At 74.0% G+C, this 12,510-nt stretch carries 11 protein-coding genes and 1 riboswitch; of the genes, 5 read left to right on the top strand and 6 right to left on the bottom strand.

Going from position 1 to position 12,510, the window contains the following annotated elements; genetic code table 11:
- Positions 1 to 77 precede the first annotated feature (77 nt).
- Positions 78 to 3,623, bottom strand: coding sequence for a cobaltochelatase subunit CobN (gene cobN / locus ACIA8L_RS18445; RefSeq protein WP_395905822.1), 3,546 nt, complete (start codon positions 3,621 to 3,623; stop codon positions 78 to 80).
- 59 nt (positions 3,624 to 3,682) lie between these two features.
- A riboswitch (cobalamin riboswitch) is annotated at positions 3,683 to 3,812 on the bottom strand.
- Positions 3,813 to 3,913: 101 nt separating this feature from the next.
- Here cobN and ACIA8L_RS18440 point away from each other — a divergent pair.
- The 3 genes from ACIA8L_RS18440 to ACIA8L_RS18430 are packed head-to-tail and all read left to right on the top strand — an operon-like array spanning position 3,914 to position 7,100.
- Positions 3,914 to 4,975: a precorrin-3B synthase gene (locus tag ACIA8L_RS18440; protein ID WP_395905820.1), complete on the top strand. Its 1,062-nt coding sequence runs from the start codon at positions 3,914 to 3,916 to the stop codon at positions 4,973 to 4,975.
- The gene (locus ACIA8L_RS18435; protein WP_395905817.1) at positions 4,972 to 5,592 is read left to right on the top strand and encodes a precorrin-8X methylmutase; all 621 of its coding nucleotides are present in this window, start codon (positions 4,972 to 4,974) and stop codon (positions 5,590 to 5,592) included. Before ACIA8L_RS18440 ends, ACIA8L_RS18435 begins: the two co-directional genes overlap by 4 nt.
- Entirely contained in the window at positions 5,589 to 7,100 is a 1,512-nt protein-coding gene (locus ACIA8L_RS18430) for a precorrin-2 C(20)-methyltransferase (protein ID WP_395905814.1), read from the top strand. The genes ACIA8L_RS18435 and ACIA8L_RS18430 overlap by 4 nt, the downstream gene beginning before the upstream one ends.
- Here the strand turns inward: ACIA8L_RS18430 and ACIA8L_RS18425 are convergent.
- A complete protein-coding gene (locus ACIA8L_RS18425; RefSeq protein WP_395905812.1) occupies positions 7,018 to 7,443 on the bottom strand; it encodes a cupin domain-containing protein in 426 nt (141 codons plus the stop codon). The two genes, ACIA8L_RS18430 and ACIA8L_RS18425, sit on opposite strands and share 83 nt — an antisense overlap.
- Before the next feature lie 140 nt (positions 7,444 to 7,583).
- Here ACIA8L_RS18425 and ACIA8L_RS18420 point away from each other — a divergent pair, with 140 nt between their 5' ends.
- Complete coding sequence (locus tag ACIA8L_RS18420; protein WP_395905810.1) at positions 7,584 to 8,045, top strand: hypothetical protein; 462 nt, start codon at positions 7,584 to 7,586, stop codon at positions 8,043 to 8,045.
- 9 nt (positions 8,046 to 8,054) lie between these two features.
- On the opposite strand, the gene ACIA8L_RS18415 is transcribed toward ACIA8L_RS18420, so the two are convergent.
- On the bottom strand, positions 8,055 to 9,143 hold the full coding sequence (locus ACIA8L_RS18415; RefSeq protein ID WP_395905808.1) for a hypothetical protein: 1,089 nt from the start codon (positions 9,141 to 9,143) through the stop codon (positions 8,055 to 8,057).
- A gap of 92 nt (positions 9,144 to 9,235) precedes the next feature.
- Between ACIA8L_RS18415 and ACIA8L_RS18410 the strand changes: the two genes are divergently transcribed.
- Positions 9,236 to 9,751, top strand: a complete 516-nt coding sequence (locus ACIA8L_RS18410; RefSeq protein ID WP_395905806.1) for an Lrp/AsnC family transcriptional regulator — start codon at positions 9,236 to 9,238, stop codon at positions 9,749 to 9,751.
- On the opposite strand, the gene ACIA8L_RS18405 is transcribed toward ACIA8L_RS18410, so the two are convergent.
- The 3 genes from ACIA8L_RS18405 to ACIA8L_RS18395 are packed head-to-tail and all read right to left on the bottom strand — an operon-like array spanning position 9,708 to position 12,488.
- Positions 9,708 to 10,514 carry an ABC transporter ATP-binding protein gene (locus tag ACIA8L_RS18405; RefSeq protein ID WP_395905804.1) on the bottom strand — a complete coding sequence of 269 codons (807 nt, stop codon included), beginning with the start codon at positions 10,512 to 10,514 and terminating at the stop codon, positions 9,708 to 9,710. The genes ACIA8L_RS18410 and ACIA8L_RS18405 overlap by 44 nt on opposite strands.
- Complete coding sequence (locus ACIA8L_RS18400; protein WP_395905802.1) at positions 10,507 to 11,496, bottom strand: FecCD family ABC transporter permease; 990 nt, start codon at positions 11,494 to 11,496, stop codon at positions 10,507 to 10,509. The genes ACIA8L_RS18405 and ACIA8L_RS18400 overlap by 8 nt, the downstream gene beginning before the upstream one ends.
- On the bottom strand, positions 11,493 to 12,488 hold the full coding sequence (locus ACIA8L_RS18395; protein WP_395906326.1) for a FecCD family ABC transporter permease: 996 nt from the start codon (positions 12,486 to 12,488) through the stop codon (positions 11,493 to 11,495). The genes ACIA8L_RS18400 and ACIA8L_RS18395 overlap by 4 nt, the downstream gene beginning before the upstream one ends.
- Positions 12,489 to 12,510: the final 22 nt, after the last annotated feature.

Below are 12,510 nucleotides of genomic sequence, written 5' to 3'. Positions count from 1 at the left end.
GCGAGGGTCAAACGTCGCCGTCACGAACGAGGGTCAAACGTCGCCGTCACGAACGAGAGGCTGGCGCGGTGTGCCGGTCAGTCGTCGTCCTCGAGGTCGCCTTCGGTCTGGAGGTACACCTCGCGGAGGCCGTCGAGGGTCGACTGCTCCGGATACTCCCACAGGCCGCGGTCGGCGGCTTCCAGGAGGCGTTCGGTGATGCCGTGCAGGGCCCACGGGTTGGATTCGTTCAGGAACTTGTTGTTGTCGGGGTCGAAGACGTAGGACTCGGCCAGTTTCTCGTACATCCAGTCGGCCACCACGCCGGCCGTCGCGTCGAAGCCGAACAGGTAGTCGACGGTCGCGGCCAGTTCGAAGGCGCCCTTGTAGCCGTGGCGGCGCATCGCGGCCAGCCAGCGGGGGTTGACGACGCGGGCGCGGAAGACGCGGGCGGTCTCCTCGCTCAGCGTGCGGGTGCGTACGGCGTCCGGGTTGGTGCTGTCGCCCACGTAGGCGGCGGGGGCCCGGCCGGTCAGGGCGCGGACGGTGGCCACCATGCCCCCGTGGTACTGGAAGTAGTCGTCGGAGTCGGCGATGTCGTGTTCGCGGGTGTCGGTGTTCTTCACGGCCACGCTGATCCGCTTGTAGGCGCCCTCCATGTCGGTGCGGGCCGCGACACCGTCGACGCCGCGGCCGTAGGCGTAGCCGCCCCACACCGCGTAGACCTCGGCCAGGTCGCGGTCGTCGCGCCAGTTGCGGCTGTCGATCAGCGGGAGGATGCCGGCACCGTAGGCGCCGGGTTTGGAGCCGAAGACGCGCAGCGTGGCCCGCCGCTCGTCGCCGTGCTCGGCCACGTCCGCGGCCACGTGGGCCCGGACGTAGTTGTCCTCGTCCGTCTCCGAATCGGCACCGGCGGCCAGCTGGACGGCGTCGTCGAGGAGGGCGACGACGTGCGGGAAGGCGTCGCGGAAGAAGCCGGAGATGCGCATGGTCACGTCGATGCGCGGGCGGCCCAGTTCGGCCAGGGTGATCAGCTCGAGGTGGGTGACCCGGCGGGACGCCTCGTCCCAGACCGGGCGGACGCCGAGCAGGGACAGGGCCTCGGCGATGTCGTCGCCGGCGGTGCGCATGGCGCTGGTCCCCCACATGGACAGGCCGACGGAGCGGGGCCATTCGCCGTGGTCGGCGCGGTAGCGGGACAGGAGGGATTCGGCCATCGCCTGCCCGGTTTCCCAAGCCAGTCGCGACGGTACCGCCTTCGGGTCCACCGAGTAGAAGTTGCGCCCGGTCGGCAGGACGTTGATCAGGCCCCGCAGGGGTGAACCGCTGGGACCGGCCGGGACATAGCCACCCGAAAGCGCGTGCAGCACCATGGTGAGCTCATCCGTGGTCCGCTCCAGGCGCGGCACGATCTCCGTGGCCGCGAAACGCAAAACCCGCAACACATCAGGATTATCCGACAAATCCGAAATGTCAGATTTGTCCCAGCCGCGCGCCTCCATCGCCGCCACCAAAGCACGCGCCCGCGCCTCAACCTCGTCCACATTGGACCGTGAAACACTCGACTCGTCGAGACCGAGCGCCTCCCGCAGACCCGGCAGCGCGGCGACCTGGCCACCCCACATCTGGCGGGCCCGCAGCATGGCGAGGACGAGGTCGACGCGGGCCGGGCCGGACGGGGCGACGCCCAGCACGTGCAGGCCGTCGCGGATCTGCACGTCCTTGACCTCGCACAGCCAGCCGTCGATGTGCAGGATGAACTCGTCGAACTCGGCGTCGTGCGGGCGGTCGTCCAGGCCCAGGTCGTGGTCGAGCTTGGCCGCCTGGATCAGCGTCCAGATCTGGGCCCGGATCGCCGGCAGCTTCGCCGGGTCGAGGGCCGCGATCGTGGCGTGCTCGTCGAGGAGCTGCTCGAGGCGGGCGATGTCACCGTAGGAGTCGGCCCGGGCCATCGGCGGCACCAGGTGGTCGACGAGGGTGGCGTGGGCCCGGCGCTTGGCCTGGGTGCCCTCGCCCGGGTCGTTGACCAGGAACGGGTAGATCAGCGGCAGGTTGCCCAGGGCGGCGTCGGCGCCGCAGCCGGCCGACAGCCCGACGGTCTTGCCGGGCAGCCACTCCAGGTTGCCGTGTTTGCCGACGTGGACGACGGCGTGCGCGCCGAACTCGTCGGCCAGCCAGCGGTAGGCGGCCAGGTAGTGGTGCGACGGCGGCAGGTCCGGGTCGTGGTAGATGGCGACCGGGTTCTCCCCGAAGCCGCGCGGCGGCTGGACCATGACGACGACGTTGCCCCGCCGCAGCGCGGCCAGCACGATGTCACCGTCGGAGACGAACAGCTCGCCGGGGGCCGCGCCCCAGTGCTGCTCGACGCCGGCCCGCAGGCCCGCGTCCAGTCCCCCGAACCACTGCGCGTAGCGGGAGCCGGCGATCCGCACCGGGTTGCCCCGCAGCTGCTCCTCGGTGAGCCAGTTGACGTCCTGACCACCGGCGGCGATGAGCTCGTGGATGAGCGCGTCGCCGTCCTTCGGGAAGCCCTCCCCCAGGTCGTACCCGGCCTCCTCCAGCGCCGCCAGGAGCCGCACGACGCTGGCGGGCGTGTCGAGGCCGACGGCGTTGCCGATGCGGGAGTGCTTCGTCGGGTACGCGCTCAGCATCACCACGATCCGCTTGTCCTTGTTCGCCAGGCCCCGCAGCCGCGCGTGGGCGGTGGCGATCCCGGCGACCCGGCCCGCGCGTTCGGGGTCGGCGACATACACGGTGAGGCCGTCCTCGTCGATCTCCTTGAACGAGAACGGGACGGTGATGAGCCGGCCGTCGAACTCCGGGATCGCCACCTGGGTCGCGGTGTCCAGGGGTGACAGGCCGTCGTCGTTGGCGTCCCAGGTCTCGCGGCTGCTGGTGAGGCAGAGACCTTGCAGGATCGGCACGTCGAGGGCGGCGAGCGCGCCGACGTCCCAGGCCTCGTCCTCGCCACCGGCCTGGGCGGCGGCCGGGCGGGTGCCCCCGGCGGCCAGGACCGTCACGATCAGCGCGTCGGCCCGGCGCAGCGTGTCGAGCAGTTCGGCCGGGGCGGTGCGCAGCGACGCGGCATACACGGGCAGCGGGCGGGCACCGGCGGACTCGAGCGCGGTGCAGAGCCCTTCCACGAACGCGGTGTTGCCCGAGACGTGGTGCGCCCGGTAGTAGATGACGGCCACGGTCGGGCCGTCCACGTCGGCGGCGGTGCGCTCCAGGACACCCCAGGCGGGCATCTCGACCGGGGCGGCGAAGCCGTGGCCGGTGAGCAGGATCGTGTCGGAGAGGAAGCGGTGCAGCTCGGCGAGGTTGTCCGGGCCGCCGAACGCCAGGTAGGCGTGGGCCTGCGCGGCGAGACCGGCGGGGACCGTGGAGTGGCTCATGAGCTCGGCGTCGGGTGCCTGTTCGCCGCCGAGCATGACCACCGGCCGCCCCGTCGCCAGGAGTTTGTCGAAGCCGTCCGGCCAGTCGCGGTATCCACCGAGGAACCGGACCACGATCAGCTCGGCGCCCTCCGCGAGCCCGGTCAGGTCGTCGACGGCGGTGCGGGACGGGTTGGCCAGCCGCCAGCCGGCGCCACTGGCGCGGGCGCTGAGCAGGTCGGTGTCGGACGTGGACAGCAGCAGGATCACGCCGGTGTTCCTCCCTCGGGGTCCGCGCCCCAAGTCGGTGGTCGGTTCCGGCGGCGGAGAAGTCTCCTGGCTCCCGAAGAGACGGTCAGGCGACACAGGCCTCGTCGGTCAAGACGCAGTCGGCCTGGCGCCGGGTCGGGCTCCCCGGTGACAGTGGCGGGACCGCCCCGGACTCGCACCGGGTTCCTTCCACTCGTCGCCGTGCTCACAGCGCCGTCAACTCTCCTTGAACGGCCCGTACCCCGTCAAGCGAGCGTGGTGCACCTCCGTTGCGCAGGTAGTATCCGGCCGTGCCACCTGCGACCCGACGTGAGCTCTCGGACCGGTGCCCGGGTGCCGTCCAGGTCCACGCGGCCGCGGACGGTGGCCTGGCGCGCGTCCGGCTGCCCGGCGGGCGGATCACCGGGCCCCAGCTGGCCGTCCTGCGCACCGCCGCGGCCGAGCTCGGCGACCCCGCACTGGAGCTCACTTCGCGCGGAAACGTGCAGGTCAGAGCCTTGCCGCCGGGAGCCGAGAGCGAACTGGCGGCCCGGCTCACCGACGCCGGGCTCCTCCCCTCGGCCACCCACGAACGGGTCCGCAACATCGTCGCGAGCCCGCTGAGCCCCGCCGTCCGGCCGCTGGTCGCGGAGTTCGACGCGCTCCTGTGCGCGCAGCCCGCCCTGGCCGCGCTGCCGGGCCGGTTCCTGGCGACGATCGACGACGGCCGCGGGGACGTGACCCCGCTGCTCGGTGACGTCGGCCTGCACGATGCCCAATTACTTCTGGCGGGGGTACCGACTGAGGCCCGCGGCCGCCCCGAGCTGCTCGTTCGCGCCGCGGAAGCGTTCCTGGCCGAGCGGGCCGCGCAGCACTCCAACGCCTGGCGGCTGGCCGAGCTGGTCGACGGACCGCGCAGCGTCGCCGCCCGCCTCGGCACGCGAATCGCGGCTTTTGCCCCGAACCGCAGCGACCCGCCCGCGCCCGGGGTCCACGGCCCGTCCGCGGTCCTGGCGGTGCCGCTCGGCCTGCTCACCGCCGCCCAGTCGGCCGCCCTGGCCGCGCTGGAAGAGATCATCGTCACGCCGTGGCGGACCGTTGTCGTCCCGGCCGCGGCCATGGCCGACGCTGTGGAGTCCGGGCTCGTCGCCGACCCCACCTCGCCGTGGGCCGGAGTCACCGCCTGCGCCGGCCGGCCCGGCTGCGCCAAGTCGCTCGCCGACGTCCGCGCCGACGCCCGGGCCGCGGTCGCCGCCGGCACCGCCGAGCCGGCGCACTGGGTCGGCTGCGAGCGCCGCTGCGGCGCACCGAAGGGAAGGCACGTGGAGATGGTGGCAACGCCGACCGGCTACGAACGTGGTGTCGTGGCGTGACCGAGTACATCCGCGACGGGGCGGAGATCTATCGGCGGTCGTTCGCCACCATCCGGGCCGAGGCCGACCTGTCGGGACTGCCCGCCGATGTGGCGCAGGTGACCGTGCGGATGATCCACGCCTGCGGCCTGGTCGACCTGCCGGCCGACGTCGGCTACTCCCCCGGCGTCGTGCGGGCGGCGCGGGCCGCGCTGCGCTCGGGTGCGCCGATCCTGTGTGACGCCGAGATGGTCGCCTCCGGTGTGACGCGGGCGCGGTTGCCCCGGGACAATGACGTTGTGTGCACGTTGCGGGATCCGGCAGTACCAACGCTGGCTCTGGAGCTTGGAAACACGCGCAGTGCCGCCGCGCTCGAACTGTGGCGGGGACGGATCGACGGGGCCGTCGTCGCCATCGGCAATGCCCCGACCGCGCTGTTCCGGCTGCTGGAGCTGGTCGCCGAGGGGGCCGGCACGCCCGCCGCCGTGCTCGGCATCCCGGTCGGGTTCATCGGCGCCGCCGAGTCGAAGGCGGCCCTGGCCGCGTCCGGCCTCGAACACCTGGTCGTGCACGGGCGCCGGGGCGGCAGCGCGATGACGGCCGCCGCCGTCAACGCGATCGCGAGCGAGAAGGAATGAGCACTGTGGACAGTGGGCGGCTTTACGGCGTCGGGCTCGGGCCGGGCGATCCGGAGCTGATGACGGTGAAGGCGGCCCGGCTCATCACGGCCGCGCCGGTCGTGGCCTACCACAGTGCCCGCCACGGGCGCAGCATCGCCCGGTCGATCGCCGCGCCGTACCTGCGGCCGGACCATATCGAAGAGGCTCTCGTCTACCCGGTGACCACCGAGGACACCACCGACTACCGGGGCGTGATCGAGGAGCACTACGACGCCTGGGCGGCCCGCCTGGCCGCGCACCTCGACGCCGGCCGCGACGTCGTCGTCCTGTGCGAGGGCGACCCGATGTTCTACGGCTCATACATGCACATGCACAAGCGACTGCGGCATCGGTACCCCACTGAGGTCGTCCCCGGCGTGACGTCCGTGGCGGGCGCGTCGGCGGTGCTCGGCCGCCCCCTCGTGGAGCGGGACGAGGTCCTGACCGTGCTGCCCGGCACCCTGCCCGCGGACGTGCTGGCCGAGCGCCTGGCCGCCACCGACTCGGCCGCGGTGATGAAGCTGGGCCGCACGTTCGGCAAGGTCCGCGACGCCCTCGAGCGGGCCGGCCGGCTGGACGAGGCCTGGTATGTCGAGCGGGCCACCACCACCGGCGAGCGCGTCGCCCCGCTGTCCGATGTGGACGCCGACTCGGTGCCGTACTTTTCCATCGCGATCCTGCCGTCCCGCGTCCACGACGAGACCGCCGCACGGCTGGCGTCGGCTCCGGCCGAGGTGCGGGAGGGTGAGGTCGTGGTCGTCGGGCTCGGGCCGGCCGGCCGCGACTGGCTCACCCCGGAGGCGCAGGCCGCCCTGGCCGCCGCCGACGACCTCGTGGGCTACGGGCCGTATCTGGCCCGGGTCCCCGGCAACCCCCGGCAGCGCCGGCACGCCTCCGACAACCGCGTCGAGGCCGAGCGGGCCGAGTTCGCCCTGTCCCTGGCGCGGGACGGCCGCCGGGTCGCGGTCGTCTCCTCCGGCGACCCGGGCGTGTTCGCGATGGCCGCCGCCGTCCTCGAGGTCGCGGCCGAGCCGCGCTGGAAGGACATTCCGGTCCGGGTCCTGCCCGGCCTGACCGCGGCCCAGGCCGTCGCCAGCCGGGTCGGTGCGCCGCTCGGCCACGACTTCTGCGTGCTGTCCCTGTCGGACCGGCTCAAACCGTGGGACGTCATCGCCGGGCGCCTCGAGGCCGCGGCCCGGGCCGACCTCGTCATCGCCGTCTACAACCCGGGCTCGAAGTCGCGGACCTGGCAGGTCGAGGCGGCCAAGGCGCTGCTGCTGGAGCACCGCGCGGCCGACACCCCGGTCGTCCTCGGCCGCGACGTCGGCGGCCCGGAGGAGTCGGTGCGGGTGGTGCGCCTGGCCGACCTCGAACCGTCCGCGGTGGACATGCGGACGCTGCTCATCATCGGCTCGTCGCAGACCCGCCGCCAGGACCGGGACGGGGCCGCGCCGGTGGTGTGGACGCCGCGGCGATACCCCGCCTAGCGGCCAGCTCCTCGTCGGGCACCAGGGTCAGCATCGGCTGGCCCGGATTGCACAGCATGGTGACGGTGAACCGGACCGGGACGTCGTCGCGGTGGTTGCCGTCCTGGAAGTGGATGACGTCGCCGCCGGGCTCCCAGAACACCTCACCCGCCTTGATGATCCGCGGCGGCGCGCCCTCCAGCTCGAAGACCATCTCGCCCTCGAGGACGTAGCCGAACGCCGGGCCGCTGTGCCGGTGCGGCGGGGTGCCGGGGTCGCCGGGCGGATACTCGACGACGACCGTCATCACGTGCGCACCCACCGGCAGCGCGGGCGGTTCGATCTCCTGCAGGACCGTCAGCATGGCCTCGGCGCTACCCGCGGCCGCGCCGGCGAAGCTCGCCGCCGCGGGTGAGGTCGGGTAGACGACAGAACCGCGAAGAACGCGTTGTCCGCTTTAGGGTGCTCCTCGGCGACAACGCCGAATTCCAAAAGGGGCAGACTTTGAGCGACTACGACGACGGCGGACAGATCGACGAGACGTACACCGGCAACGACCAGCCCGACACCTACGGCCACGGTCAGGACGTGGACTTCGGGCAGTTCTCGACCGGCCAGGAGCACGACGCCCTGGACCAGCTCCACCACGCCGGTGGCTCCGAGGCCGACCACGACAGCCAGTTCGGCGTCTTCGAGCAGGACCACCACGCCCAGGAGTCGACGGACTTCGCGCAGGGCAACCACGTCGAGATCGAGCAGCACGGCGGGCACCTCGAGCAGGACAACTTCACCAACTTCAGCCACGACGCGTCCGAGGACGACCACGTCTTCGCGGCCGAGGGCTCGGAGTCCTCGCACCAGGCCGAGTTCAACGAGCTCGACGCCCTGCAGCAGCGCTTCGACGGCGCCTTCGCCGAGGGCACCGAGGTGCACACCGAGGGCGGCCCGAGCGTCACCTCCAGCTGACGCGGTCGCTCAGTCCCCGGCCGGGCGCACGCCGACCCGGCCGGGTCGCATCGCCAGGACACCGGCCGCGAACACGAGTGCCACGACCGCGCCCGCCCACGCCAGGCCCGGATAGCCGGCCGCCGCGGCGAGCGGACCGGACAGCCCGCCGCCGGCCGCGGCCGCCGCGCCCATGCCGACCTCGCCCCAGGCCTCACCGCGGACCCGGGCCGTCCCGTGCGCGCCGGTCACCAGCAGCGTGCTCCCGGCGACGAGGCAGCAGTTCCAGCCGGCCCCGAGCAGCACCAGCCCGGCGACCATCGCCCGCGGCTCCCCCGCGGCGACGGTGATGCAGGCCAGCATGAGCACCGACGCCCCGAGCCCGGCCGTGCGGGCGGCGCCGGCCGCGGCGACGAGCCGGGTGCTGAGCACCGACGGCGCGAACATCCCGGCGATGTGGGCGCTCACCACGGCACCGATCGCCGTCCGCGATGCTCCGGTGTGGGCCAGGTGTACCGGCGCGAAGGTCATCACACCGACCATCACGAGGTTCGCCGCGGACAGGATGGCCAGCCCGGCCCGGCCCCGCGCCCCGATGCCGCCCGCCGCCTCGGGCGTGACCGGGCGGCCGCGGACCGGCCGGTAGCACAGGGCGGCCAGCACGAACCCGGCCGCGGCCACGACGTAGGGGTCGGCCACCCCGAGCAGCAGCGGCCCCGCGACGGCCCCGGCGGCGGTGGCGGTGAGGACGGCCGTCATCGTCCCGCCGTGCTCGGCCGCCGCGTAGCGGGTGAGCATGACCGCCGTGTTGCCGGCCCCGGACAGCAGCGTCCCGGCCAGCACGAGCGGCAGGCTCCCGAGGTGCGCGGCGGCCACGACGACCGCGCAGCCGCCCGCCGCCGCGAGGGCCCCGGCGGCGAGGGCCCGGGGCCGCCCGAACCGCCGGGTCAGCGCCGAGAGCACGAACGCGGCGAGGGCCGCACCGGCCACGAGCGCGGCCTGCGGCAGCCCCGCCACCGCCGCCCCGCCACCGACTCGCACGGCCAGCAACGCGCCGGCCGCACCGGCGAGGGACTGCGCGCATCCGCCGAGCAGGGCGGCCATCCACAACCAGGTCATGCCGTATCACGGTAGGCAGATCGGCCCGGGCGGCACATGGGCGGCGCGCCTCGATCGGCGGGGCCGGACCTTGCGCTCGTAACGTATCGCGGATGGGGACTTCACGATCGTTCGAACCCGATGCGGTCGACTGGCGGCTGCTGCGCGAGTTGCAGGCCGACGCGCGGCTGTCGTTCAACGAGCTGGCGCGGCGCGTGCACCTGTCGGCGCCGGCGGTGGCCGAGCGGGTGCGGCGCCTGCAGGAGGCCGGGGTCATCGCCGGGTATCACGCGGCCGTCGACCCGGCGGCCGTCGGGCAGGCGGTGCGGGCCTTCGTCCAGCTGCGCTGCCGGCCCGGCTCCTGCCTGCTGCGCACCACCTCGGACGCCGACTATCCGGAGGTGGCGGCCGTCCACCGGCTCTCGGGCGAGTACTGCACCCTGCTGGAGGTCCGGGCCCGCGATCTGGCGCACTTCGAGGGCGTGGTCGAGCAGATCGGCACGCTCGGCGAGCTCCGGACCCATGTGGTGCTGTCCACGCAGTACGAAGGCCGCCCGGTCGCGCCGTTGCCGGCGGTGCGGCCGGTCACACCGTCGGCTGGGTGGAGCGGGCGCGGCGGCGGGGAATGACGAGGGCGGTGCCGGTTTCCGGGTCGGGGATGACGCGGCACGGCAGGGCGAAGACGGCTTCCATCATCGGCTCCGTGACCACCGCCTCCGGCGGGCCCTCGGCCAGGATGCGGCCGTCGCGCATGGCGACGAGGTGGGTGGCGTAGCGGGCGGCCAGGTTGAGGTCGTGCAGGACGGCGACGAGGGTGCGGCCGTGGTCGCGGTGCAGGCGGGCGCACAGTTCGAGGATGTCGATCTGGTGGGCGATGTCCAGGTACGTGGTCGGCTCGTCCAGCAGCAGCAGCGGGGTTTCCTGGGCCAGTACCATCGCGATCCAGACGCGTTGCCGCTGGCCGCCGGAGAGCTCGTCGACGAACGCGGACGCGAGGGGGGTGACGGACGTGGCCTCCATCGCCCACCGGACGGCCTGTTCGTCGGCGGCGCTCCAGGTGCTCAGCGGGCCGCGGTGCGGGTAGCGGCCGCGGGAGACGAGGTCGTGGACGGTGATGCCGTCGGGGGCGATCGCGGTCTGGGCGAGCAGGCCGAGGGTGCGGGCGACCTCGCGGGCCGGGCGGGTGGCGATGTCGCGGCCGTCGAGCAGGACGGTGCCGGCTCTGGGGCGCAGGACCCGGGCCAGGGAGCGCAGGAGCGTCGACTTGCCGCACGCGTTGGGGCCGACGATGACGGTGAAGGAGCCGTCGGGGATGTCGATGGAGAGGCCCTCGGTGACCGTGCGGCCGTCGTAGCCGAGGGTCAGGTCGGTGCCGCGCAGGCGGTCAGACACGGGCTCTCCTTGCGGTGCGGGCCAGCAGCAGGATCAGGTAGCCGCCGCCGAGCAGGCCGGTGACCACGCCGACCGGGAGCTGGTGGCTCGGGTAGAGGCGCTGGGCGAGCACGTCGGCGCCGGTCAGCAGCGCGGCGCCCATAAACAGGCTGGGGATCAGGTTCGGCCCGGCCGCGCCCGTGAGCCGCCGGGCCAGCTGGGGTGCGGTGAGGGCGACGAACAGGACCGGGCCGGCCGCGGCGGCCGATGCGGCGGCCAGCAGGACCGCGCAGGCCAGGGCGGCCACCCGGACGAAGCCGACGTTGACGCCGAGGCCCCGGGCCGGGTCGTCGCCGAGCTCCAGATTGGCCAGGGCCGGCGACAGGGCGACGACGATCGGGGTGATGAGCACGAGCGCGCCGCCGGCGATCGCGGCGTTGCCCCAGCCGCGGCCGTCGAGGCTGCCGGTGAGCCAGAGGACGGCGCGGGCGGCGTCGACGATGTTCGCGCGGATGAGCAGGTAGCTGTTGACGCCGGTGAGGATGCCGGCGACGCCGATGCCGACCAGGATCAGCCGGTGGCCGTGGCCGCCGCCGCGCCAGGCCAGGCAGTAGATGGCGACGCCGGTGGCGACGGCGCTGAGCACCGAGCCGGTGGCGACGGCGGTGGTGCTACCGCCGAACGCGACCACGGCGATCAGCCCGCCGGTCGCCGAGCCCTGGGTGAAGCCGAGCACGTCGGGGCTGCCGAGCGGGTTGCGGACCAGGGACTGGAAGAGCGCTCCGGCCAGGGCCAGGGCACCGCCGGTGGCGAGCGCGGTGACGACCCGCGGCAGGCGCAGTTCCTGGACGATGAAGGCTTCGGCGGGGGTGCCGCCGCCGCCGAGCGTCCGCACCACGTCCGCGATGCTCATCGGATAGTCGCCGCTGCCGATCGCGACCAGCGCGATGAGCACGGCCACCGCGGCCAGCACGACGCTCACCCCGAACGCGCGCCGCCTCATGCCGCACGTCGCTTGCGCACGATGGCCAGGAAGAAGCCGCCGCCCAGGACCGCGGTGACGACGCCGACCGGCAGCTCGCCGGGGCGGGCCACGACCCGGCCGATGACGTCGGCCGCGAGGAGCAGGGCCGGGGCCAGGATCGCGCTGTACAGCAGCAGCAGCCGGACGTCCGCGCCGGTGAACGAGCGGACCAGGTGCGGCACCATGAGGCCCAGGAACACGATCGGTCCGCAGGCCGCGGTCGCGGCCCCGCAGAGCAGGACGATCGACACGGCGGCGAGGACGCGGATGCGGCCGGGGTGGGCGCCGAGCGCGCGGGCCGAGTCGTCGCCGAGGGCCAGGGCACCGAGGGGGCGGGCCAGCACCGCCGCGAGCACGACCCCGGCCAGGACGAACGGGGCGATCAGGGCCGACGTGCCGGGGCGGGCGGCGGCGAGGGAGCCGGCGGTCCAGAACCGCATCCGGTCCAGGGACGCGGTGTCCAGCAGCTGTACCGCCGCCACGTATGCGTACAGGGCGGCGCTCACGGCGGTACCGCTGAGGGCCAGGCTGCCCGGGGAGCCGGAGCGCCCGCCGGCCACGGCATAGACCACGACGGACACCAGCGCCGCCCCGCCGAAGGCGAACCAGACGTAGCCGGAGAGGTCCGTCACGCCGAGGAAGGCTATGGCGCTCACCACGGCGGCGGAGGCGCCGGCGTTGACGCCGAGCAGGCCCGGGTCGGCGAGGGGGTTGCGGGTCAGGGCCTGCATGAGGGCGCCGGCCAGGCCGAGCGCGACCCCGACCAGCAGGCCGAGCACGGTGCGGGGCATTCGCAGGTCGCGGACCACGGTGGCGCCGGCCGCGGAAGCGTCGGTGAGGCCGCGCCAGACCTCGGCCGGGCCGAGGGCACGGGCGCCGATCGCGAGGCTGGCCACCGCGACCAGCACGAGGACGCCGACCGCGGTGGCCAGGCGCACAAACGGGGGCAAAGGTACCGCCTTGACACGAATAAGTTAAGTGAGGCTACCCTAA

The organism is Dactylosporangium sp. NPDC051541 (assembly GCF_044454505.1).
Taxonomy (GTDB): domain Bacteria; phylum Actinomycetota; class Actinomycetes; order Mycobacteriales; family Micromonosporaceae; genus Dactylosporangium.
The sequence above is the reverse complement of the archived record's forward strand: the minus strand, read 5'-3'. Positions and strand labels throughout refer to the sequence as shown.